Source organism: Chryseobacterium lathyri (assembly GCF_003290185.1).
In the GTDB taxonomy this organism is placed as follows: Bacteria; Bacteroidota; Bacteroidia; order Flavobacteriales; family Weeksellaceae; genus Chryseobacterium; species Chryseobacterium lathyri.
Genome location: NZ_QNFY01000008.1, coordinates 185,070 through 209,475, shown reverse-complemented (window position 1 = coordinate 209,475; position 24,406 = coordinate 185,070). Strand labels below are relative to the sequence as shown.

The window sequence follows — 24,406 nt, the reverse complement described above, 5'->3', positions numbered from 1 at the left end:
CTGTTTCTGAATTATTTCCAGTAATTTTTCATCAGATCGGCAACCCAGTCGGGCTGTTTGATCTCGGTTTTGGGCTGAAATTCCTTAAATACAGGTTTGATATCCAGTACCGGTGTTCCGTCAATAGCATCAAGAAACTTAACTTTAAGCGTTCTGCCGTTATGTTCCAGTAATTCAACGGTTGAAAGTCCTATTGTGTTAGGCCTGTCTTTTTTACGCTGGCCAAAAATACCTGTCATAGGATAATCTGGATTCCCTCTCGGATGTCCTGAAAAAACAATGTCTTCCTTTTTTACCTTATCAAAATAATAAATGATTTCAAGATGTGAGAAATTTGAAATATTGCTGAAAGCTTCTGTTGGAATATGGTCAGCCAGTTCAATCTCGGCAATGATGGTTTCCCAGTGATCATCTATTGGTTCCGTCCGGGAATTCTTGACTGTTGCTATAGGTTGGAGTGTTATTTCCATTGAATTAATATTTTAATGATCAGGTATTTTGTCCGTTTCAAAAGTTCTAAATTTCTAATTTTTTCTCAATTTCATTCGGATGATTCAGGCAATATTGCAGTTGGGTTTTATCCAGTTGCTTCTCCCAGTTGGCTACAACTACTGTAGCCACCGAGTTTCCAATCACATTCGTTAAAGCTCTGCATTCGCTCATGAATTTATCAATTCCCAGAATAAGAGTCATTCCTGCTATTGGAATTTCAGGAACAACAGCCAGTGTTGCGGCTAATGTTACAAAGCCCGCTCCCGTAACACCCGCAGCGCCTTTTGAGCTTAGCATGGCTACCAAAAGCAGCATCAGCTGTTTTTCCAGCGGAAGATGAATATTCAGGGCCTGGGCGATAAACAGTGAAGCCAGGGTCATATAAATGTTTGTTCCGTCCAGGTTAAAAGAATATCCTGTAGGAACCACAAGCCCCACGATCGCTCTTGAACAGCCTGCCTTTTCCAGCTTTTCCATAATTCCCGGAAGCGCTGATTCAGAAGAGCTGGTTCCTAAAACCAATAGAAGTTCCTCTTTCAGGTAAAACATCAGTTTTAAAATACTGAATCCATTATACCATGCAACCGCTCCCAAAACAATGATAACGAAAAGAATGGAAGTGATATAGAATGTTCCTACTAAAAATATTAGGTTCAATACAGAATGAAGACCATATTTCCCAATTGTAAATGCCATTGCGCCAAAAGCTCCGATTGGAGCCAGCTTCATCAGCATATGCACAATTTTAAAAATAGGGGTAGAAAGATCCTGTAAGAAATCCGTTACTTTCTGGCTTTTTTCTTTAGTCAGAACCAGGGCAACCCCCATGAGAATAGCCACCAAAAGAACCTGGAGTATATTTTCACCTACCAGCGGACTGAAAAGTGTTTCAGGAATAATATTCATGATAAAGCCCGTCAGGGTCGTGTCGTGAGCCTTTTGCTGATATTGCGAAACATCGCCTGACAGAGTAGCAGGATCAATATTTAAACCATGTCCCGGCTGTAAAATATTTCCTACAATTAATCCGATAATCAGGGCTAAGGTGGAAAATGTAAAGAAATAAATCATTGCTTTTACCGCAATACGTCCGACTTTTTTGAGGTCAGTCATATGGGCAATTCCTAAAGTAAGGGTAATGAAGATCACCGGAGCGATGATCATTTTTACCAGTTTGATAAATCCATCACCGAGTGGCTTCATTTTTTCGCCCAGCTCGGGATAGAACCTTCCGAGAAGTATACCTGCTGCTATGGCAATAATAACTTGAAAATAAAGCTGCTGATAGAATTTTTTAGCCTTCAAAGGATTCTTTTTTAGATTTTGAAAGCGGAAAATTAAGAATTTTTATTTTAAAACATGACGAAAGTCAGTTAAAACTAATGATGAAGAAAGGAGATGGGAGATGGAGGTGCTGGAAATTCTGGAAGTTTAGGATAATAAGAGTAGTGGATAAAATAATGCTTCGACTCCGCTCAGCATGACACAGTTTACATCAACGTGGTCATGCTGAGCGGAGTCGAAGCATGTATAAATAGAACCCCGGATTTTGCTTATTCCACCGCTACAGAATCATCCCCGCGGCCGTCTGCCACAGCATGGATGTTTCCGTTGTCGTCCATCAGGATCAGTTCTGTTTTTCCGATATATTTTATTTTTTCAATCACATAGTTTTTACTTTTAAGAGCCGTGATCGTACTTTCAGGGAAATTATTTTCTACCGTAATTTTCTCAGGAAGCCATTGATGATGGAATTTCGGGGCGTTCACAGAGATATTGGCATTCAGTTTAAAATCTACCACATTAACGATAGACTGATAAACCGAAGTAGGAATCGTTGTTCCGCCCGGTGTTCCGACCACCATATATGGCTTTCCATTTTTAAGCAGGATAGTAGGAGTCATAGAAGAAAGCATTCTCTTATTAGGCTGTATAGAATTGGCCTCTCCGCCTACGGCTCCGAACATATTCGGAACTCCGGGCTTAATTGAGAAATCATCCATTTCATTATTTAAAAAGAACCCTGCTCCGGAAACCACAACTTTACTTCCGTAATATCCATTAAGTGTAGTTGTTACAGACGCTGCATTTCCTTCTTTATCTATAACAGAAATATGGGTGGTCTGGGTAGATTCTTTTGGCTGGCTGATGATTTTTCCAACTTCTGAACTTGGTGTCGCTTTACTGAAGCTAAAGCTTTTCCATCTATTCTTTAAATACGAATCTGAAGTAAGAAAGGTAGTTTTGTCCTCAATAAAATCCGGATCGCCCATATATTCTGCCCTGTCTGCAAAAGCTCTTCTTTCTGCCTCCGTCATGATCTGCACAGCCTCTGTTGAATTTTGCTGATATTTTTCCAGGTTTTCGTATCCGGCCATCGTCAGCATTTGAGCAAGCAGTACGCCGCCACTGGACGGAAGAGGCATAGTGACCACCCGATTTCCTTTATAATCGAATTCTAAAGGTTTTCTTTCTGCTGTTTTATAGCTTTTAAGATCCTCCAAAGTAATAATACCATTGCCTTTCTTCATTTCCGAAACCATAAGCTCAGCAGTTTTTCCTTCATAGAATCCTTTTGCTCCCAGTTTCTGGATCAACCTCAATGTTGCAGCCAGTTCTTTCTGAACTAAAAGATCACCGGCCTTCCAGGGAGTATCTTTTACAAAAGCAATAGAGGATTTATTGTGTTTTAAGAAATTTTCTTTGTGTGTATTCAGCATATTGGCTTCCATTTCGGTAATGGTAAACCCTTTTTCCGCAAGATCAATAGCAGGCTGGATGATTTTATCCATCGGAAGCTTACAGTACTTTAAGGTCGCAAAAAATCCGGAGATACTTCCCGGTACACCTACCGCCAGTCTTCCGTATTGGGAAAGATCTGTATCCGCCTTTCCGTTTTTATCAACGTACATATCCTTAGACGCTTTTTTCGGAGCTGTTTCTCTATAATCGAGGGTAAATTTTTCACCATTATTTTTAACGCCTACCAAAAAGCCGCCACCACCGATGTTTCCTGCCTGCGGATAAACTACGGCAAGAGCATATTGTGTTGCTACAACAGCATCATAGGCATTTCCACCCATCTTCATCACTTCGGCTCCTGCTTCGCTGGCAAGGGGATGAGCAGAAACCACCACACCTTTATTCTTTACTTTTACCTCCTTTATAATATTGAAATCAGTAAACTGAGCAGATGAAAAATTAAATGCCATAAATAAGGCAGCAAGAAATATTCGCTTCATAAGATTATGTTTTTAAGACAAAAGTAGATAATTTTAAAGAAACTGACCTTTCTTTAATGGGTGTTTATCACGAGATCAGCCGAAAAGCGAGTAAACTATTTATTGAATTGTGTATTTGATATGTAAAAAATCAATAGTATTGATAATATTTATTTAAATATTGTTATTTTTGTAATTATTTTTTAAAGTAATCTTTATTTTGTTGTTTTTAATGTATTTTTATAAGGTCAATTGCCACTTAAAAAAATACATATGAATAAAAATTACCAAAAAATTGCTTTGCTTGGAGTATTGTTTTTTATTTCAGCAAATGCCAATGCGCAAACTAAGGATTCAATAAAGACCAACCAGGTGGATGAAGTAAAGATCACCATTGGTTCACGGAATAAGGCAAGGGTTGCTACTGACACTCCGGTGCCGGTAGATGTTATTAATATTGGTTCTCAGTCAGTTTTAAGTCCTCAGATGGACCTTAATCAGATTCTGAATTACGCAGCACCTTCTTTTACATCTAACTCAACAACTGTAGCAGATGGAACGGACCATGTTGATCCTGCCCAGTTAAGAGGACTCGGGCCTGACCAGGTATTGGTTCTTCTCAATGGAAAAAGAAGACATACTTCTTCTTTGGTCAATATCAATGGTTCGCCGGGGAGAGGATCGGTAGGTACTGATCTCAATGCGATTCCTGCATTTGCTATTGAGAGGCTGGAAGTGCTGAGAGACGGAGCTTCTGCACAATATGGATCTGATGCTATTGCAGGGGTTATCAACGTCATTATGAAGAAAAACACCAATGCTTTTACAGCCGCCATTACAGCGGGAGCTTTCAATTCAAAAGGATCTAATGACCATCATGGAGGATGGGATGGTGGAAAATACCAGGTAGATCTTAATTACGGGACTAAAATCGGGACCAATGGATTTATCAATTTCACAGCAAGTTTATTAAGCAGAGACGATACCAGAAGAGCTATGGCGGCAAGCGGAGATATTTTTAATGCCTATAATGCAATTGAACAGAGAGCGTTGGAAAACGGGGTAAATATTTCTTCACTTTTTGGTAATATTAGCAATACTCCAAATACACAGCAGATTATAAATTATATCCATCAGTATGCCCCGCAGGTCGGTTATTTTACGGCACAGCAGCAGGCTGATATTCAATCTGCGAGCACTATTACGCAATTGCAGAACCTGTTGAAAGTTAATGTAACTGAAAATGAACTGGCTTACAGGAAATTAACAAGGGATGATTTTAATATGCGGGTAGGGCAGTCGAAATTGACGTCCGGCCAGTTTTTTATGAATTCTGAATTTGATCTTTCATCATCTGTGAAAGGATACGCTTTTGGGGGAATTTCTTACAGAGATGGTAATGCAGCAGGCTTTTTCAGAAGACCCAACCAAAACAGAACGTCTACAGCCCTATATCCGAACGGTTTCTTACCGGAAATAGCCTCTGATGTTATTGATCTTTCTTTTGCGGGCGGATTTAAAGGGAAATTAGGGAATGTCAACTATGACATAAGCAATACCTTTGGACAGAATACTTTTGATTATACTATTAAAAATACCGCCAATGCATCCATGTCCTATCCTGGCAAAACGGAATTTGATGCAGGTGGACTGAGCTTTATGCAGAACACGATCAATGCAGATTTCGATACAAAATTTGACTGGTTGAAAGGCTTTAATGTAGCTTTCGGAGGAGAAGCGAGGTTTGAACGGTATAAAATAGAAAACGGAGAAGAGGCATCGTGGGCGCTTTATGATATCAATGGGAAAATCCAGACTCCATCAACTGTTGCTTCTTTGAAGCCAACTGATTTTTTAGGGGCTACCAGGCCGGGCGGATCACAGGTATTCCCGGGTTTTAGACCTGAAAACGCTCTGAATAAAGGCAGGCAGTCTGTTGCAGCTTATGTGGATACCGAACTGGATGTTACGGACAAATGGCTTTTGAGTGCTGCTTTGCGGTATGAAAATTATTCTGATTTTGGATCCACTTTCAATTACAAAATTGCAACCCGGTATAAGCTGACAAATCAGATCAATTTAAGAGCGGCTCATTCTACAGGCTTCAGAGCTCCATCTTTACAGCAGATTTATTTCAATGCTACCGCAACTCAGTTTGTAGGAGGGGTAGCATTTGAGGTAGGTACATTTTCAAATGATTCAGAAGCTGCTAGGCTTCTTGGTATTCCCCAGTTGAAACAGGAGGAGTCAGCGAGTTATTCTGTAGGTTTCACAGCGAAAATTCCACAAACTAACCTTACTTTTACTGTTGACGGTTATTATATTAAGATCAAAAACAGGGTGGTTCTTACCGATCAGTTCTCAAGACCGGCCGGAACCTATGCTGACGGAAGCCCGGAAAAAAATCTGCAGGCCCTTTTTGATAAGGCCAATGCCAATGCGGCTACATTTTTTGCTAATGCTATTGATACCCAGACTAAAGGAGTAGAAGGAGTGATTTCTCACAGAGGGAGGTTTTCCGAGAAATTTTCGTTAAATTCTGATCTGGCAGTGACAGTATCCAAAACCAACAGAGTAGGAGATATTCATGGTTCTGATGCCTTGATTAAAGCAGGGCAGGTCAATCGTTATTACTCGGAATCCAGCAGGATTTATCTTGAAGAAGCTGTGCCAAGATTTAAAGCTTCTTTGAATAATGCCTTGGAAATTAGTAAATTTAATGTGCTTTTGAGAAATGTGTATTTCGGAAAAGTTACCGACCCGAATACAATGGATGCTAATGGAGATGGTATTGTAAATGGCGAAATCATTAATGGACAGGCTGTTGCTACAGAGCATCCTGTTTGGGGTGGCAAGGTAATTACAGATTTATCCGTAGGATACAAATTCAGTGACAGTTTCAGGCTGACCATTGGGGCTAATAACTTATTTGATATTTATCCGGATAAAAATTACGGACCAACTGCGGTAAAAGTGCCTGCCCTGGATGCTTCTGGTAATTTGACTTACGTTAATGCTGCTCCTATAGACCTTACCAATCAGAATCAGTTTGTTTATTCCAGAAATACATCCCAGTTTGGAATGAATGGAAGATTTCTTTTTGCAAGAGTTAATTTGAGCTTTTAACAGCTTCTTTTTAGATATTATGAAAAAGGTATGTTTATGCATACCTTTTTTATTTTGGTTGGTATGATTTTTTTACTTTTGTAGAATTCTAAAAAAATATGTAAAATGGAATCCTATACGGAAAGAATACTAATTACGGGTGCTCTGGGACAGATCGGCACCGAACTGACAAACAGGCTTGTTGAAATTCACGGAGCTGATAATGTAGTAGCATCGGGACTGGACAGGTGGCAAAAAGGAATTACTGCTGCCGGACATTATGAAAGAATGGATGTTACCAATACACAGCTGGTAAGGCAAGTCGTTAAAGACTACGAAATCACAACAGTGTATCATTTAGCATCGCTTTTGTCAGGAACTTCAGAAAAACAGCCAATTTTCGCATGGAAACTGAATCTTGAGCCTCTGCTTCATTTTTGTGAAATGGCAAAGGAAGGCCTTCTTAAAAAGATCTTCTGGCCAAGCTCAATTGCGGTATTCGGGAAAGGAATCCCAAAACATGATGTAGGGCAGGATGTGGTTCTGAATCCTACAACAGTTTATGGAATCTCCAAAATGGCAGGAGAGAAGTGGTGTGAATATTATTTCGACAAGCATGGAGTAGATATAAGAAGTATAAGATATCCGGGACTTATTTCGTGGAAGACTCCGGCTGGAGGTGGTACAACAGACTATGCCGTTGAGATTTTTTACGAAGCTATAGAAGAAGGAAAATATACCAGTTTCATTTCCGAAGATACAGGAATGCCGATGTTATATATGGATGATGCGATCAACGCAACATTGAAATTAATGGAAGCTCCGAAGGAAAGTCTTACCGTTCGTTCTTCCTATAATTTAGGTGGAATGTCATTTACTCCAAAAGAATTAGCAGAAGAAATCAAGAAAGAAATCCCTGATTTTTCTATCGATTATCAGCCGGATTTCAGACAGGCAATTGCAGATTCGTGGCCGGCTTCCATTAATGATTCCGTAGCGAAAAAAGACTGGGGGCTGACTTATGATTTCGGAATTTCTGAAATGACGAAAGACATGATTAAGAATCTTAAAGTAAAATTGAATAAAAATTAATTGATTAAAGTTAATGTTTAAATAAAAGTTATTTTAACATCTGATTTTTAATTAATTATAAATATTATCTAAAACTTAATTTAAATGATTTTATTGACTTTTAACATCCTGAATATTGAAGCTGAAGCGAAAAACGTTGCAGAAATTTCTGATGGGGAAAGACTGAAAATCACAGAAGATAATACAAAAGCTATTCTTCGGATTTTAGATATTCATGATATAAAAGCAAGTTTTTTTGTAGAGATTTCTATCGCAGAAAAACTGCAGAATTTAATAAAAGCAATTTCATCCAAAGGGCATGAAATTGCTTTTTATAATTTGAATTCCAATCTTCAGGAAATTGAAAATGGTAAGAAGAATATTCAAGACCTTTTGGAAAAACAGGTTAGAGGAATCAGGCAGAAAGATTTCAAGCTTCCTCTACAGGATCTAAAATCCCTGGAGTTTAATTATGTTTCCAATATTGATAATGCAGATATCCTTTTTCCGTTCAAAAGGCTGAAAAGAGATACAGAAATCATTGAAGAAGACGGACTGAGTATTGTCCCTGAAAGTATCTCACCATACAGCCAGCTACCCTATAATGATTTTGTTTTTCAGATCCTGCCGATGAATTATTATCAGAATATGGTTTTTGAAACCCTCAAAAATGATGATTTTGTATTGATTTATCTCAATTCCTGGCAGTTCACCGATTTTAAAAAATACAGATTTGATATTCCGTTTTACAGAAGCCTGTTTTCGGGCAAAAAAATGGAGGACAAACTGGATGCCCTCCTTACTTGGATTAACGAGAAGGAACTTGCCACTTCCCGTATGAAGGATTATATTTTTTAAATTTCTTTCTCGAGGATTTTTATGCTCCCGCAGATTTAGCAGATGTTTGCGTTGTAATTGGATCGTACATTGTTAAGATATAAGGGCATTATTGAACCTGCTTATCTTTGGCTATAGATCATAATATCCATAAACATCTGCTAAATCTGCGGGAGACTATTTAAGACAGCTCAAAAAGAGTTATTTCCGGCAAGACCCCAACTCTCCCTGGGTAGCCCAGAACTCCAAACCCTCTGTTAACATACAGCATTTTCCCTTCACTTTCATACAGATCGGCCCATTTTGGGTAACGGTACTGTACCGGAGACCATTTTATATTTTTAAGATCCAAGCCAAACTGCATCCCGTGGGTGTGTCCTGAAAGTGTCAGGTGAATGTTTCCAGGGTGTTTTTTTACGACATAATCGAAATGGGTAGGGTCATGGCTCATTAATATTTTCGGAGCGGATTCCGGGACGTTTTTCAAAGCGTCATCAATCTTTCCAAATTGAGGAAATGGCTTCAGTCCCCAGTTTTCGACACCGAGGATGTATAGCTTTTCTCCATTTCTGTCAATGACCCTGTTTTCATTTCTCAGCATATCAAAGCCGGCCTGTTTTTCATATTCAATAAGCGTGTCAAGATTCTTTTTCTTGGCATCATTAGACGTCCACGATACATAATCGCCGTAATCATGGTTTCCCAGCACTGCAAATTTTCCGTCTTTTGCTTTGATCTTGGAAAATAGCGGAATAAAAGGTTTGAATTCATCCGCAACATTATTGACCATGTCTCCTGTAAACAGAACAAGATCAGGATTTTGCTCATTAATTAAGTCAATGGCATGTTGTAGTTTGTCCGGATCAGAAAAGCTGCCACTGTGAACATCAGAGATCTGGATCACTTTATAGCCTTCGAAACTTTTGGAAAGCCCGGGTATTTTTACTTTTATTTTTCTTACCGTATGTCTGTATTTTCCGAATGTAATTCCGTCAATAAAAAGAGCAGAAAGAACACCTCCGAGACCTAACCCTACCATACTCAAGAACTTTCTTCTTTCAGGGAAAAAGTTCTCTTTAGGCTGTGTTAATCCTATTAAATATCCTCCAGTTCTGAAGATGTCATCGATTAATAGAAATAAGACCACGAAAATTTTCGGCAGAATAAAGATCAGGAATAATGAGATCATAATCTGCGCCCTGACCGTACTTCTGTCCGATCTTTGGAAGTGAGTAACTTCATAGGCGAATATCCCATATACAGCTAAAGAAACTACCCAATAACCCAGCCTTATCCAGAAATTATCGGTTAATGTTTTGATAGCCTGGTATATATAGACCTCAAGAAGCAGGAAGATGGCAGCAATGATCAAAAAATTTCTTTGCATAATAAATCTAAAAAAGCACAAAGAATACGTTTCCCTGTGCTTTATATTTTTTTGTTAATTAAATATTTTAAGGAAATCTGTAAACGATAGCATTGATGTTCATTCCGGCACCTACCGAAGTCATCACAATGTTACCTTTATCTTTAAACGTTTGACCCTCCATTTTTCCTTTAATTATTAAATCGTACATCGTAGGAATGGTTGCTACAGACGTATTTCCAAGGTTCTGGATTGTCATAGGAGAGATCGAATGGTCGTAATCCTTCACGTCATACAGTTTGTGGAGTCTTTCGATCATAGCATAATCCATTTTTGCATTCGCCTGATGAATCAGGATTTTATCGATATCCTCAATGGAAAGTTCTGCATCTTCAATAGTTTCTTTGATGGCTGAAGGCACATTTTTAAGGGCATATTCATAGATCTTTCTTCCCTGCATTCTTACATAAAGACGTCTTTGGTCTACATTGGCGTTAATGGAAGGTGCATTTTCAAGATAGCACAGTTCCGGACCGTTGTCGCAGATTGTGTTGTGAGAAATGATTCCTACGTTTTCCTGATCAGTAGCCTGTACTACCACTGCTCCGGCTCCGTCAGCAAAGATCATTCTGTTTCTGTCATGCGGATCAGTAACACGGCTTAGCGTTTCTGCACCAATTACAAGAATGGTTTTAGCGGCTTTTGCTTTGATAAGATTGTCTGCAAGGATCATGGCTTCCACCCATCCCGGACATCCGAAGATCATATCATAAGTAATGCATTTTCTGTTTTTAATGCCTAGCTTATTTTTTACTCTTGCTGCCATATTGGGCATAAAATTCACATATCCGTCTACAGTAACTTCTCCGAAGTTGCTCGCGTAAATAATGTAGTCCAGTTGTTCGCCATCTACTTTAGCATCCTCAAGGGCAGCTTTGGCAGCCTCAGAGCCGATCTGCGAGTTGGAAAGATCGTCTTCAATAAATCTTCTGTTTTCTATTTCTGTGATTTCTACAAACTTTGCGATGGTTTCTTCTGCAGGTTTTTCAATCTTAACTCCGTCTTCAGTGTAGAACTCAGAATCCATGAAATAATCTCTACCAATAACTCTGTTAGGAATATAGGATCCGGAACCAATAATGATCGTATTCGGCATTCGTTTATATGATTTTTTAAAGATGCAAAGTTAATAATTAATATTAATAACGGAGAATTAAAAATATTATTAAATTTGCAAAAATTGTACTTTACAATCGTATGAAAAACAACTCGTCCTTAAAAGGCTTACTTATTGCAGCTGTGGTGTTTATCGTTGCCTTTGGGGTCTACTTCTTTTTTTTAGCCAAGAAAAATTATTTTGTAGTAGACAACCCTACACCCAATACCTACTATTTTAAGATCAATAACGGTTCCGAAGGGGTTATTTCTGCGGGTCAGTATGTACATGTGGACATAAAAAAAGGAAAAAATTCTATCAAAGTTTTCGACCAGAACAGGAAAATGCTGTATGATTCTGCATTTGAAGTAAATAAAATCCGTGGACTGATCAATATTGCTCATCAGGATTATTATATTAATGATCAATATTATGGGTACAATCTTAAAAAAGATTCATTACTTTTGGCCCTGGACAAAATCACAATTGACGGAAAAGCTTATTTCGGAGGAGCAAGGCACTTCAATAAGCTTTATACTGAAGATTTTTATTACAATGTAGACGAAGATTACGATAAGGTAATCAAGAACATCCAAAAGGTGGAATCGAGATCAAAGATCTTCAGAAAGCAGGATTTCCTAAATTATTACAAAGAATATTACAAGTTTTAAAGTTTTGACAAAAGATATTACCAAAGTTACTCCCTACAATTCTGAGGCTACCAAGAAAAGCCAGGTAGAGGATATGTTCGACAATATTGCACCGAAGTATGACCTTCTGAATCGTGTTTTATCAATGAAAATTGATATCATATGGAGAAATACATTGGTGAAAATGATGAAAAAAGACAATCCGAAAGAAGTGCTGGATGTGGCTACAGGAACGGGAGATTTAGCAATTACGATTGAAAAAGGAACCGATGCAAAAGTAATTGGTTTGGATTTATCACAACAAATGCTGAATGTTGGCGTTATTAAAATAAAAAAACTTAAATTAGACGGCAAAATTTCCATGCAAAAAGGAGATGCAGAAAATTTACCTTTCGAGGACAATAGATTCGATGCTGTTTCCGTTGCATTTGGAGTGAGGAATTTTGAAAACCTTACCAAAGGTTTGGCAGAATTAAGAAGAGTAGTTAAAGATAACAAAAGTGTTTATATACTGGAGTTTTCAAAGGTTGAGGGGTTCTTAGGACCATTTTATATGTTTTATTTCAAAAATATATTACCTGCCATTGGCAGACTGGTTTCCAAAGATAATAGGGCATATACATACCTTCCGGATTCTGTAAATGCTTTTCCTTTCGGGGAAAAGATGAAACAAATTCTTTTAGATACAGGATTTAAGAAAGTAGAATATAAAAAATTAAGTTTAGGTATAGCCACAATTTATAAAGCAACAAAGTAACCTATGAATAAATTTCTATTAAGAGCACTGGTTTTAGCCTCAGTTAATATTGCAGTTTTTGCAGATGCGCAATTCAGAACCCGAAACAGAATGGATAAGTTGGAAGACTTTGACGAGCAGAAATTCAGTTGGGGTTTTTATTTGAACGGCAACAGGCTAGACTACCGTATCGTCCTACATCCAAGATATGGTGCGGAAGGTAATCAGAATCTTGTTAAATCTAAAGAAAGCTACAGTTTCGGGGCCGGTTTGATCGCCAAATGGAGACTGAATGATTATCTGGATTTAAGATTGGAACCAGGCTTGCAATTTGCTCAAAGGCAGTTGACTTTCAATACCCAGTCCAATGACCAGTATGCTGCTGGAACATTAACGAATCCACCTTTTACTCCAATTCCTTTAACAGAAAAAGACAAAGTAAGAGAGATTAAATCTACATTGGTAGACGTTCCTGTACTATTGGAACTTCACGGCAACAGATGGTACAATTCCAGACCCTATATTGCGGCGGGGGTGAACTATGTGGTGAATCTTCAGTCCAATTCGGATTCTGAAGATGACAACATGCAGCAGGTTTTCAGATCTACAACGCATAACTTTGCGTGGTCTGCAGAAATGGGAATCCAGTTTTATTTCAACAAATTTAAACTGACTCCGGCTATCAGAGGAACATTCTTCATGAATAACGAGAAAGTGGCAGATAATGCAACAACGCCTCCATACTGGGCAACTGCAATGTCTACACTTCAGACAAGAGCTGTAATGTTTGTTCTTAAATTCGAATAAGAAAATATACATTAGAAATACAAAGGAGGTGCTGGTGCATCTCCTTTTTTTCGTGTCCAATCAAAATATAGAGACTTTTATTTTTGTTACTGTTATTATTTTTTTACTTTTGCTATTAGTTAGAATATAGAAAACCTGAAATGCTTCAAGATTTAGAAAATAATTTTTCAGAATTAGAGAAAAAGATTTTGCTTTTACAAAAGAATTATAAAAATCTTACTGAAAGACTATCTGAATTAACTGTTGAGCATGAAGAGCTGAAAACGAAATATGATGAGGAAAGAAGAAGAAATCAGGTATTAGCAGAAGAACAAAAAAATATAAAACTTTATTCAGCAATATCAGGAAATCCTGAACACAACAGATTAATGAAAAACCATATCAACAGATTGGTAAAAGAAATTGATTTCTGTATTGCGCAGCTTCAAAACAGTGGATTATAATGGATGTAAGAAGAATAACCATCAACATTGCAGGAAGGGTGTATCCGCTGAACGTACCGGCCGCAGAGGAAGAAACTCTGCGTAAAGTAGGAAAGCAGATTGAAAGTATGATTAAAGATTTTGAACAGAACTTCGATGTAAGAGATAAACAGGATGCTTTGGCTATGTGTGCCCTGAAACTGGGAACCAACGCTGAAGTAGTTTCTCTTAACTACGAAAAAAATATAAATTCTACCAACGAAAGATTAGTGCAGATTAATCAGTCGTTGAATGAAATTGGGAAATAGATTTTTTTCCCATCAGACTGCCTACAATAATTCTAACACATTTAAGGTAAACTCAACGCTAAACAATTACCGAGCAAATGTCCGCTGAATGGCGTGCCGGGTCTCCCGGATTACAGACAGAGGAAATCAGTTCAAATCGTGTTGATTAGGAGTTTACTCTCAATCCCTGAATTGTTGTAGGTTTTTTTTATTTAATAAGTGTAAGACAATTAAAACTCAATATATATTATGACAACAGCCATTATAGTCGGCGTTATTTGCTTAGTTGTAGGAGCAGTGATAGGGATTCTTTTCTCTAAAAGCTCGCTGAATACCAAAGCAAAATTTATTGTAGATGATGCAAAGAAAAATGCCGAAAACCTTATAGAAAAAGCAAATGTTCAAGCTGAATCCATAAAGAAAGAAAAGAATCTACAGGCCAAAGAAAAATTTTTGGAACTGAAATCCCAGCATGATGCGGATATCCAATCCCGCGAAAAAAAAATGCAGGAGATTGAAAAGAGAATTAAAGACAAGGAGCACAAGCTTAATGATGAGCTTAGCAAGACCGGAAAACTTGAAAAGGACCTGGACAAGCAAATTGCAGATTACGCTAAGAAAAATGAGATCTTAGACAGAAAACAGCAGGAACTGGATGTGGCTACTACTAAGAAAGTAGAGATTCTTGAAAAAATCGCCAATTATACGGCAGAAGAAGCTAAAGCAGAATTGGTGGAAACCATGAAGGCAGAAGCTAAAACAAGAGCTCAGGCACACGTTCAGGGAATCATGGAAGAAGCACAATTAAATGCTAAGAACGAAGCCAGAAAAATTGTTATCCAGACGATCCAGAGAATCGGAACCGAGCAGGCAATCGAAAATTCAGTATCAGTTTTCAATATTGAATCAGATGAAGTAAAAGGAAGAATCATTGGTAGAGAAGGTAGAAACATCCGTGCCTTAGAAGCGGTGACAGGGGTTGAAATTATCGTTGATGATACTCCGGAAGCTATTCTTCTTTCATGCTTTGACCCGGTAAGAAGAGAAATTGCAAGACTGTCCCTTCACAGATTGGTAACGGATGGAAGAATTCACCCGGCAAGAATCGAAGAAGTAGTAGAAAAAACAAGAAAACAGATCGAAGAAGAAATTATTGAAGTAGGAAAAAGAACAATCATTGATCTTGGAATCCATGGATTGCACCCGGAACTGATCAAGATTGTAGGTAGAATGAAATACCGTTCTTCTTACGGACAAAACCTTTTACAGCACTCAAGAGAAGTAGCAAATATTGCTGCAACAATGGCTGCAGAATTAGGATTAAATGTAAAATTAGCTAAAAGAGCAGGTCTTTTACACGATATCGGTAAAGTGCCTGAGCAGGAGTCTGAACTTCCTCACGCTTTATTAGGAATGCAGTGGGCTGAAAAATATGGTGAAAATGCAGAAGTGGTTAACGCAATCGGAGCTCACCACGACGAAATTGAAATGAAGTCACTGTTATCACCGATCATCCAGGTGGCCGATGCCATCTCAGGAGCAAGACCGGGAGCAAGAAGACAGGTACTTGAATCTTATATTCAGAGACTGAAAGATCTTGAATCTGCAGCACTTAGCTTCGATGGCGTATCAAGCGCTTACGCGATCCAGGCTGGTAGAGAACTGAGAGTAATGGTAGAAAGTGGAAAAGTAAGTGATGAAGTAGCCAATCAGCTATCTTATGACATCTCTGAAAAGATCCAGAATGAACTGACGTATCCGGGACAGGTAAAAGTAACGGTAATCAGAGAAACAAGAGCTGTGAATATTGCAAGATAATAGCAGGATCAAGATATTTAATAAAAACCTTTCAAGAGATTGAAAGGTTTTTTATTTTTATCAAAACTTAAAAATGCAAGAACTGTCTCTGTCTTCAAAACTGAAGTACATCTTTTCAATCCCCGTTATTATTTCAGCCTTAGGCTATTTTGTAGATATCTATGATCTGCTGTTATTCGGTATCGTAAGAATTCCGAGTTTAAAAGCTTTAGGCCTGAATCCCGATGCCGACGGAACCTTTATACTGAACTGCCAGATGGTAGGACTTCTTATCGGTGGGGTTTTCTGGGGAATTTTTGGAGATAAAAAAGGAAGACTGTCCGTACTTTTCGGGTCTATCTTAGTATACTCTCTTGCCAATATCGCATGTGGATTTTTGCCCTATTTTCCCAAAGAGCATTTGGTATACCAATATGCGGGTTTAAGATTTATCGCGGGAATAGGGCTGGCAGGAGAGCTTGGAGCCGGAATTACCCTGGTTTCTGAAAGCCTGCCAAAGAGCCTGCGGGCGATAGGGACTTCAGTAGTAGCCGGTTTCGGATTAATGGGAGCTGTAGTGGCTCAGCTCACTGTAGAACTGGCCGGAGGATGGAATATTTCATACATTATCGGTGGAATTATGGGCATCATGTTGTTGATTTTAAGAGTAAGCGTTTCAGAGTCAGGAATTTATAAAAATATAGAGCATAAAAGCGTCTCCAAAGGAAATTTTCTTTCCTTCTTTACCAACAAAGAGCGTTTGACCAGATATCTCAAATGCATAGCAGTAGGTCTGCCTACATGGTATTGTATAGGCATTCTGGCAGTTTTAGCCAATCAATTTGCCCCTGAATTAGGAATAAAGGATCTTAACCCGGGAAAAGCCATTATGTGGGCCTATGTAGGTATTTCTGTTGGTGATCTGATGAGCGGTTTTATTTCCCATGCATTGAAATCCCGGAAAATGGCTATTTTTTATATGCTGTTGTTTACCATAATAGGAGTGGCGATCATGTTGTTTGGAAATACCAATACAGAAACAAAATACTATATGTTCTGTGTCTGGTTAGGTCTAGGTACAGGTTATTGGGCTATGTTTGTGACATTGGCCGCAGAACAGTTCGGGACCAATATCAGGAATACGGCAACCACTACCGTTCCCAATATGGTAAGAGGTCTGGTGCCCGTAATGATCCTGGCATTTGATCTGCTGAAAAATAATTTTACTGTCATTATAAGTGCTGCAATTGTAGGAATTGTTGTATTCGGACTGGCTTTTTATTCCTCGCTGACCATATCAGAAACGCATGATAAAGACCTGGAATTTATTGAATAATATAACAGTTTTAACAAAAATTGTCTTTTTTTAAGTGCAATAAAATAAATAAATTAACATTTTATTGTGTTTTAAATAATCATTAATTGTTTACTTTTGAAAGTAAAGGAATTTAATTCTATTGTTTAATTAAAATCAAACATCATGTCACACGAAATTTTTAAAAAAGCAAAAAAGTTAAGAAAAGATGACCTTAAAAACATTATAGGCGGAGTTGGCGGAGTAATCACTCCGGATCTTTCACAATGTGGCTGTAGCTGTACAGGTGCAGTGACAGGTCCGTCTTATTGTGTAAAGTATAAAAAATGTCTGCAGGTAATCACCTGTTAATAAAACATTTCAGTAAAACCTTTCGAGCAATTGAAAGGTTTTATTTATTAACGCTTAAGAATTCCCAAAACAAAAGTTCTGTTGTCATTTTCTTGAACAGTTGTATGGCAGGTTAAAAGAATAGGATAATAAATTGTTTAATAAATGGTAACCGGTATTATTCCGCTTATAACGTAATAAAACTAATGAAATCAACGTATTATTAAAATTTTAATTAAATTATGTTGTGAATAATTAATATTTGTTTAACTTTGGAAAGTAACTAAACTATATCGTTTAATCCCAAATCAAATCATTCGACACTATGAAAAATGCTAAGAAATTAAAAAAAGCAGATCTAAAGAACATTATTGGAGGAATCAGTGGAAACCCTGATTTATCACTTTGCGGATGCAGCTGCTCAGGTTCTGTAACCGGGCCTTGGTACTGTGTACAGTATATAGGATGCCCGCAGGTTTATAACTGTCTTGATTAAGCCAGTTTAAGACTTATTTCAGTAAGAAATAAACATTTCCACATTTAATACGCAAAAGCCTTTTGGATATTCCAAAAGGTTTTTGTTATTTAAAAATTAGGTAAATATGACTCAGAAACATTTAACTTTAGTGACAGTTCCACTCTGAACTTTTATGCATTTGTTTCAAAACGGAAAAACTACAAAAATTTCTATCAGTTAAGATATCTAAAGTTTTTCGCGCTTAATAATACTCATAAACATCTGTGAAATCCGTGGTTAAAAATAATAAACCCAAAAAAGAACTAAAAAATCAGCTGATAATGTAAAGCAAGCTTCCCACACTTATAACAATCCATAAGATAACAGCTGCAGCCAACGGCTTAATCCCTATTGTTTTTAAAGTCCGGATCGACAGAGTAGAACCGATAAAGAATAAAGTAAGATTCAGTCCAGATTTTGCCACAGCAGTTACAGAACCACTGAAAAGATCAAAAACCGGAAAATAAGTATTCAATAATATAGCAAGAATGAACCAGCCTATAAACCACGGTATTTTTACCTTTGATTCTTTGTTTTTAAAAATAAACATCGTAATCACTGAAACCGGGATGATCCATAAAGCACGTGCCAGCTTTACCGTTGTCGCGATTTTTAAAGCTTCATTTCCATACTTTCCGGCAGCTCCTACCACAGAACTGGTATCATGGATCCCTATGGCGCACCAGAGTCCGAACTGCTCCTGCGAAAGTTGCAGCAGATGCCCAATTGCAGGATAAATAAATAAAGCCACCGAATTCAATGTAAAAATAATGGCAAGTCCCAAAGAAATTTCTTTTGTGCTGGGCTTTATGATAGGAGAAACAGCTGCAATGGCACTTCCGCCACAAATGGCTGTTCCTGCAGAGATCAGGTAGGAAAGTTTTTTCTCAAGCTTGAATACTTTTCCCAGAACATATCCAAGAATCATCACCGTGAGAATGCTCACAACCGTCAAAAAGAATCCTGTTTTTCCTGCCTGAAGCGCTTCATCCAGCTTAAGTCCGAAACCCAGTCCAACAATGGAAATCTGAAGAAGCAGATGAATATATTTGTGCAGATGCTGCTCAAACGGATTCCCTATAAAAATAGCAAGGCCAAAACCTAAGGCCAGAGCTATGGGAGAAGAAATTAATGGAGTAAGGCATATAACGGCAAGCAGAATAAAAACAGCTTTTCGTATTCTTTCATTTTGGAAAAAGTCTTTCATAAAATAAGTTTTGAAATCAGACTCCAAAATTCCGGAATATAGTATTACAAAATAAATCGTATTTTATTATAGTGGATAACTTTTAGTTATGTTTTAAATGAGAGAGTTTGAGAGTAATAGGGTTGTGAGTCCTAGAGTTTTTAGAGTAAATGAGTTGAGAAGTGTTGTCAGTTGCTGGTTACTGGTTCGTGATAGTTAAGTTAACGAGTTATCATCTGATATCTAGCATCTTAATTCTTAATTCTTGGTTCTTGGCTCTTAATTCTTTTCTACAAACATAAATTTCACCACTCACTTGCGAAGCAAAATTAATCTTTGACATCTATCCCGTCTAAAATCCAAATAAAGACTGTAGTTTAAACTGCCATCTCTAATCCCTAAAACCTGCCATCTGCTCCCTAACTCCTTACAAATCTCAGAAAAAGCTTAATCATTTCAGACTGATCCCCTTTCGGAAGAATGAAATGAAAATTCCTCTCAATGCTGAAGTTTTTAATATCAACAATAGTCAGGCTATTGTTCTTTAATTCATTCAAAATAGTGCTGATGGAGAGGAATGCCATACAATCTGAGTGTAAAAGGTAATTCTTGATGCTCTCACTGCTTCCCAGCTGCATGACAGTATTCAGCTTTTCGATGTTGATTCCTTTTTCCTTTAAGCGGTTTTGGATGAATTCCTGGGTGCCGGAGCCCTGTTCCCGGAAGATCAGATTCAGATCATAAAGATCTTTTAAACTTAAGGTTTTATGGGCCCATGGATGTTCTGTTTTTGCTGTGAGAACAATTTCATCAGCCTTAAAAATTTTATAATCAAAAAAGGATGACTGGGATTCCCCTTCGATAATTCCCAAGTCGATCTTTCCTTCCTTCAGAAGTTCGGAAATAATCTCCGTATTATGAGCAATCAGTTCAATCTTAATATCTTTATAATAAGAGTTGAATTTGGCCAGTATTTCAGGTAAGACATACTGTGCAACGCTGGTGCTGGCTCCAATAATCAGTTTTCCCTTATGCTGTTCATTGATTTGGCTGATTTCAAATTCCAGATCACGATACATATTCCGGATCTTTTCTGCATATTCATATAAAATTTTTCCACTTTGGGTAAGCTGTACCGAAGTTCCTTTCCTGTCAAACAGTTTGGTGCCCATCTGACTTTCAATTTCCTTGATATGCTTGGTAACGGCCGGCTGTGAAATATGAAGTTCCTCAGAAGCTTTAGTAAAACTTAGTCTGGATGCGGCTGTATGAAAAACTTTTAATCTGTAGTCAAACATTTTTATTATGAACTTGTAATAACAAACTTAGTAAAATTATGCGGGGTTTTAAGGTTGAGAGTTTGAGTGTTTTGCTGAGAACTTTTAATAGAAGCAAACCCTCTAACACGTTTACGCTAAAACTCCCAAACTTTTCATAAATCTGAAATATACCTGTCCCGGTCGCTTTCATACCGTCTGTTCTTTGCTTCTCCGATTTTCTGCTTTGTATAAATACTGTGGTGCCCGGAAAACAGATAAGAAACAACACAGGCAATAGCTATATAAACACCGCTTTCTGCTCCGAATAGCTCGATTCCCATCAGCATAGAGGCCAGTGGAGTATTGGTTGCTCCAGCGAACACAGCGACAAAACCCATTCCGGCCAGAAGACCAAACGGTAATGGAATAAACAGGGAGAGAGCACTTCCGAGAGTTGCACCGATAAAAAATAAAGGAGTTACTTCACCACCTTTAAACCCTGCTGAAAGGGTAACAATAGTAAAGATCATTTTTAAAGCAAAATCATAGAACGGAAGCGGTTTTTCGAAAGATTCAACAATGACAGGGATTCCTAATCCGATATATTTTGTGGTTCCCATGGTAAAAACAGCCAGAGCAACAATAATTCCCCCAACTACAGGACGGAATGGCGGATATTTGATCTTAGATTTAAAAAAGGAACCCGCCCAATGGAGGACTCTGCTAAAGCCTGCAGAACAGATCCCGAAGGCAATTCCGGCTAAAATACTGTACAAAACAGGTAAGAATTCCAGTTTCGGAATGAGATCTATATGATAATGAGTATGCTTTACATTCCAAAGATTGGTAACCAGGTCTGCAAGAATTGCTGATGCAAAAGCCGGGAAAATAGCGTTATACCGTATTCTTCCGATCAGGAAAACTTCAAGCCCGAAAACTGCACCAGCCAAAGGGGTTCCGAAAATAGACCCGAAACCTGCTGCAATTGCGGCAATGAGAAGAATTTTTCGTTCACTTTTGTCAAGCTTAAAAGGTTTACTGAGCTGGTCTGCCATAGCTCCCGCCATCTGAAGGGCAGTTCCTTCCCGGCCGGCAGAACCCCCGAAGAAATGCGTAACCATGGTTCCCAGATATACAAAAGGAGCCATTTTAACCGGAATAATCTCTTTCGGATCATGAATATTGCCAATCAGCAAATTGTTTCCTGCTTCTACATCCTTGCCGTAGTAATAATAAAGGAGGCCAATAAGAAGACCGGCAACTGGAAGCAGGGCAATGAGCCAGATGTGATTTTCCCTGAAGTTGGTTGCCCATTCCAGAGACTGCAAAAATCCAGCAGAAGCTGTTCCCACTAAAGCACCAATAATAATACTGATGCAAAGCCATTTTGAAATATAGGGCAAGGCAGGATACCGTCTGAAAAAGTATTGAATATTAAAAATTACTTTTCTATGTAGTTTTGTTTGTGATTTTGACATAATTATCCTGATCAGTTATTGGTTAATAATCTCTTAATCAGGCGTCATCAGCTTCTGTAAAGCGGTTGGGTAAGGAAGAGCACCATTTCCTTTTGTTATGCAAATATAAGTATTATTTCAAAAAAAGTTATTTTCAAGAATATACTTTTTGCTTATCCGGATGCTTTCGAAAATATCTTTGTCGCTGGAATCCTGTTCAAGGAACCAATGTTTCAAGCCTGCTTTTTCTTTCGCACTGAAAATCTTTTTGAAATCAATAAGCCCGTTTCCGATTTCTGTAAAATCTTTTGTACCGGCTTTCATGTCTTTCACATGCCATAGGGGAAAACGACCGGGATATTTTTCAAAATAAACCAGCGGATCAAGTCCGGCCTTTGAAATCCAGTATAAATCCATTTCCATTTTAACCAGGTCTGAAGAAGTGTTTTCCAGAATAAAATCATACACACTTTTATCACCTTCCAGTTTTTCAAATTCAAAATCATGGTTATGATAAGCAAACTGAATTCCTGCTTTTTGGGTTGCTTCACCACATTTTTCAAATAACTCAGGAAGCTTTTTATAGTTTTCAACAGTTCTTTCTTCGGGGAAGAGATAAGAGCATACCATATATTCGGCACCAATAAAATGCAGATCCTCCACAGCTTTCTCCCAGCTGTACAATAAGGTTCCCCCGTCTTTATGGATAATTCCAGTAGTATGGTGAGAACTGATGACTTTTAAGCCGGTTTGTTTAAGAATAGTCTGAAACTCAGTTCTGCTTTTTCCAAAGAATGTACCATTGTATCCATAAATTTCCAGTTCTGTAAAACCTAAAGCAACAAGTTTTTCCAATGCTTTTTCAAGATTATCCGAAACAGCGTCCCGGATGGTATAAAGCTGAATAGCTAACGGTTTTTTACGGTTAATTTTGGAAACTCCACAGGAATATAAGCCCAGAAACCCTAATGACGAAAGTGTAATGAAATCTTTTCTTTGCATAGGTTATAAAAAAGGTTTCATTTCATCCTCAATCTGAGTTCTAAGGTTCATCAGGCGTTTTGCATACTCTTCCTGCTGTTTTTCCTCTTCCGTTTCAGGAACCCATGCCGGGACAGGAAGCTTTTTACCGTTTTCATCTACTGCCACAAAAACAATAATACAGTGCGTCTTCTTATCAAACGTAGGCTGCTTTAAGTTCCTTGAAAAAACATTGATGGAAATATGCATGCTCGATTTTCCGGTATAAATAACCTGTGCGTCAACTTTGACCACTTCCCCGATCTTGATAGGCTCATAGAAACGGATCCCGCCCACATAAACCGTTACGGAGTAATTTCCGCTCCATGTCGTGGCGCAGGCATAACCTGCCTGATCAATCCATTTCATAACGCTTCCTCCATGTACATTTCCTCCATAATTCACATCCGAAGGTTCTGAAATAAACTGAAAAGTAATAGGCTTGTTCTGCATCTTTATAAAATTTGAATAAAGTTATTTAATAATTTCCAGAATTTTAGATTAAATCCTACTTTTGGAAGGTAAAACTTCAATGAAGAAGGAAATTTAACCCATAACAGATTTAAAAGTAACAATGAAGAAAGTATTTTATCTCAATACATGTGATACATGCAGAAAAATTTTAGCACAGTTCGATCTTAAAGACTGGGAACTCCGTGAAATCAAAAAAGAACCGGTTACCAAAGAAGAACTGGCTGCTATGTATAAAAAAACAAAATCTTACGAAGCCTTGTTCAGTAAGAAATCCACACAGATCAAACTAAGAGGTCTGGATGCAAAATCTCTCGAAGAAAAAGACTTCAAAGACTTATTGCTTGACCATTATACATTTTTGAAGCGTCCCGTTTTTCTTACCGACAATGAAATTTTTGTAGGAAATGACAAGAAAAATGTTGAGGCTTTAAGAGAATTCTTTGGTGTTGAGGAATAATTTTTTTGATTAAAATACGGTTTTTAAGATCAAAAATGCTTCGACTCCGCTCAGCATGACAATGTGAAAAAAACAGATAGTATTCGAAATGTCATGCTGAGCGGAGTCAAAGCATTTTATTTTAAATTCTTTTATCTATATTTTGTGATTTATTTACAATGGTTTAATTATTAAATACTTATATTTATATTAACCAAAAAATAGTATCATGAAAAACTTTTTACAAACAAAGAATCTTAACAGATCAGCATTAAAAAAAATTAACGGAGGAATCAGGCCTATTGTCAACTGTTATACGTTGTGTGGACCGGCTGGTGGTGTTATCTCCAATACACCGGGAGTAGGTGATGCCTGTACTCCGGACAGAATACTCTGCTGTATCTGCTACTAAGTACAAAAAAGAGGCTGTAATTCACTTACAGCCTCTTTTTATATGTTTTTTCG

Annotated in this window: 24 protein-coding genes and 1 riboswitch; of the genes, 14 read left to right on the top strand and 10 right to left on the bottom strand. The window is 37.8% G+C overall.

The annotated features are described in order from the left end of the window. Positions 1-11: 11 nt before the first annotated feature. The 3 genes from tsaA to ggt all read right to left on the bottom strand — a co-directional run bounded on the left by tsaA (position 12) and on the right by ggt (position 3,734). Positions 12-470 (bottom strand): tRNA (N6-threonylcarbamoyladenosine(37)-N6)-methyltransferase TrmO, encoded by a 459-nt coding sequence (gene tsaA / locus DRF61_RS13285; RefSeq protein WP_111957786.1) that lies wholly within the window; start codon positions 468-470, stop codon positions 12-14. A 46-nt stretch (positions 471-516) separates the two neighbouring features. Continuing rightward, complete coding sequence (locus tag DRF61_RS13280) at positions 517-1,797, bottom strand: dicarboxylate/amino acid:cation symporter (RefSeq protein WP_111957784.1); 1,281 nt, start codon at positions 1,795-1,797, stop codon at positions 517-519. 248 nt (positions 1,798-2,045) lie between these two features. After that, the gene (gene ggt / locus DRF61_RS13275; protein WP_111957782.1) at positions 2,046-3,734 is read right to left on the bottom strand and encodes a gamma-glutamyltransferase; all 1,689 of its coding nucleotides are present in this window, start codon (positions 3,732-3,734) and stop codon (positions 2,046-2,048) included. 252 nt (positions 3,735-3,986) lie between these two features. Here ggt and DRF61_RS13270 point away from each other — a divergent pair, with 252 nt between their 5' ends. From DRF61_RS13270 to DRF61_RS13260, 3 genes are all read left to right on the top strand, one after another. Continuing rightward, a complete protein-coding gene (locus tag DRF61_RS13270; protein ID WP_111957781.1) occupies positions 3,987-6,839 on the top strand; it encodes a TonB-dependent receptor plug domain-containing protein in 2,853 nt (950 codons plus the stop codon). A 105-nt stretch (positions 6,840-6,944) separates the two neighbouring features. Then, the gene (locus tag DRF61_RS13265) at positions 6,945-7,910 is read left to right on the top strand and encodes an NAD-dependent epimerase/dehydratase family protein (RefSeq protein ID WP_111957780.1); all 966 of its coding nucleotides are present in this window, start codon (positions 6,945-6,947) and stop codon (positions 7,908-7,910) included. A gap of 84 nt (positions 7,911-7,994) precedes the next feature. Further along, on the top strand, positions 7,995-8,747 hold the full coding sequence (locus DRF61_RS13260; RefSeq protein WP_111957779.1) for a polysaccharide deacetylase family protein: 753 nt from the start codon (positions 7,995-7,997) through the stop codon (positions 8,745-8,747). Positions 8,748-8,907: 160 nt separating this feature from the next. Here the strand turns inward: DRF61_RS13260 and DRF61_RS13255 are convergent, their stop codons facing one another. Both DRF61_RS13255 and DRF61_RS13250 read right to left on the bottom strand, forming a co-directional pair. After that, positions 8,908-10,113, bottom strand: a complete 1,206-nt coding sequence (locus tag DRF61_RS13255) for a metallophosphoesterase (RefSeq protein ID WP_111957778.1) — start codon at positions 10,111-10,113, stop codon at positions 8,908-8,910. Positions 10,114-10,180: 67 nt separating this feature from the next. Continuing rightward, positions 10,181-11,248, bottom strand: a complete 1,068-nt coding sequence (locus DRF61_RS13250; RefSeq protein WP_111957777.1) for a 3-oxoacyl-ACP synthase III family protein — start codon at positions 11,246-11,248, stop codon at positions 10,181-10,183. A 101-nt stretch (positions 11,249-11,349) separates the two neighbouring features. Between DRF61_RS13250 and DRF61_RS13245 the strand changes: the two genes are divergently transcribed. The 9 genes from DRF61_RS13245 (at position 11,350) to DRF61_RS22805 (ending at position 18,088) form a co-directional block, all read left to right on the top strand. Continuing rightward, positions 11,350-11,919 (top strand): hypothetical protein, encoded by a 570-nt coding sequence (locus tag DRF61_RS13245; protein ID WP_111957776.1) that lies wholly within the window; start codon positions 11,350-11,352, stop codon positions 11,917-11,919. Between the two features lie 4 nt (positions 11,920-11,923). Then, entirely contained in the window at positions 11,924-12,655 is a 732-nt protein-coding gene (ubiE, locus tag DRF61_RS13240; protein ID WP_111957775.1) for a bifunctional demethylmenaquinone methyltransferase/2-methoxy-6-polyprenyl-1,4-benzoquinol methylase UbiE, read from the top strand. A 3-nt stretch (positions 12,656-12,658) separates the two neighbouring features. Beyond that, on the top strand, positions 12,659-13,441 hold the full coding sequence (gene porT, locus DRF61_RS13235) for a type IX secretion/gliding motility protein PorT/SprT (protein ID WP_111957773.1): 783 nt from the start codon (positions 12,659-12,661) through the stop codon (positions 13,439-13,441). A gap of 140 nt (positions 13,442-13,581) precedes the next feature. Then, the gene (locus DRF61_RS13230) at positions 13,582-13,884 is read left to right on the top strand and encodes a hypothetical protein (RefSeq protein WP_111957771.1); all 303 of its coding nucleotides are present in this window, start codon (positions 13,582-13,584) and stop codon (positions 13,882-13,884) included. After that, positions 13,884-14,171, top strand: a complete 288-nt coding sequence (locus DRF61_RS13225) for a cell division protein ZapA (protein ID WP_111957769.1) — start codon at positions 13,884-13,886, stop codon at positions 14,169-14,171. The genes DRF61_RS13230 and DRF61_RS13225 overlap by 1 nt, the downstream gene beginning before the upstream one ends. A gap of 228 nt (positions 14,172-14,399) precedes the next feature. After that, positions 14,400-15,968 (top strand): ribonuclease Y, encoded by a 1,569-nt coding sequence (gene rny / locus DRF61_RS13220; protein ID WP_111957767.1) that lies wholly within the window; start codon positions 14,400-14,402, stop codon positions 15,966-15,968. Between the two features lie 73 nt (positions 15,969-16,041). After that, on the top strand, positions 16,042-17,283 hold the full coding sequence (locus DRF61_RS13215; protein ID WP_111957765.1) for an MFS transporter: 1,242 nt from the start codon (positions 16,042-16,044) through the stop codon (positions 17,281-17,283). 144 nt (positions 17,284-17,427) lie between these two features. Continuing rightward, positions 17,428-17,613 (top strand): hypothetical protein, encoded by a 186-nt coding sequence (locus tag DRF61_RS13210; RefSeq protein ID WP_111957763.1) that lies wholly within the window; start codon positions 17,428-17,430, stop codon positions 17,611-17,613. Positions 17,614-17,917: 304 nt separating this feature from the next. After that, positions 17,918-18,088, top strand: coding sequence for a hypothetical protein (locus DRF61_RS22805; RefSeq protein WP_167409428.1), 171 nt, complete (start codon positions 17,918-17,920; stop codon positions 18,086-18,088). 292 nt (positions 18,089-18,380) lie between these two features. Here the strand turns inward: DRF61_RS22805 and DRF61_RS13205 are convergent, their stop codons facing one another. The 5 genes from DRF61_RS13205 to DRF61_RS13185 form a co-directional block, all read right to left on the bottom strand. After that, positions 18,381-19,316: a YeiH family protein gene (locus DRF61_RS13205; protein ID WP_111957916.1), complete on the bottom strand. Its 936-nt coding sequence runs from the start codon at positions 19,314-19,316 to the stop codon at positions 18,381-18,383. A gap of 398 nt (positions 19,317-19,714) precedes the next feature. After that, positions 19,715-20,593, bottom strand: a complete 879-nt coding sequence (locus DRF61_RS13200) for a LysR family transcriptional regulator (RefSeq protein ID WP_111957761.1) — start codon at positions 20,591-20,593, stop codon at positions 19,715-19,717. A 134-nt stretch (positions 20,594-20,727) separates the two neighbouring features. Next, complete coding sequence (locus tag DRF61_RS13195) at positions 20,728-22,032, bottom strand: voltage-gated chloride channel family protein (RefSeq protein WP_174772292.1); 1,305 nt, start codon at positions 22,030-22,032, stop codon at positions 20,728-20,730. A gap of 31 nt (positions 22,033-22,063) precedes the next feature. Beyond that, a riboswitch (Fluoride riboswitch) is annotated at positions 22,064-22,131 on the bottom strand. 18 nt (positions 22,132-22,149) lie between these two features. Then, positions 22,150-23,013, bottom strand: coding sequence for a sugar phosphate isomerase/epimerase family protein (locus DRF61_RS13190; protein ID WP_111957757.1), 864 nt, complete (start codon positions 23,011-23,013; stop codon positions 22,150-22,152). A 3-nt stretch (positions 23,014-23,016) separates the two neighbouring features. After that, positions 23,017-23,484 carry an acyl-CoA thioesterase gene (locus DRF61_RS13185; RefSeq protein WP_111957755.1) on the bottom strand — a complete coding sequence of 156 codons (468 nt, stop codon included), beginning with the start codon at positions 23,482-23,484 and terminating at the stop codon, positions 23,017-23,019. 121 nt (positions 23,485-23,605) lie between these two features. Here DRF61_RS13185 and DRF61_RS13180 point away from each other — a divergent pair, with 121 nt between their 5' ends. After that, positions 23,606-23,962 carry an arsenate reductase family protein gene (locus DRF61_RS13180; protein ID WP_111957753.1) on the top strand — a complete coding sequence of 119 codons (357 nt, stop codon included), beginning with the start codon at positions 23,606-23,608 and terminating at the stop codon, positions 23,960-23,962. Positions 23,963-24,170: 208 nt separating this feature from the next. Next, positions 24,171-24,353: a hypothetical protein gene (locus DRF61_RS13175; RefSeq protein ID WP_111957751.1), complete on the top strand. Its 183-nt coding sequence runs from the start codon at positions 24,171-24,173 to the stop codon at positions 24,351-24,353. The last annotated feature ends 53 nt before the right edge of the window (positions 24,354-24,406 follow it).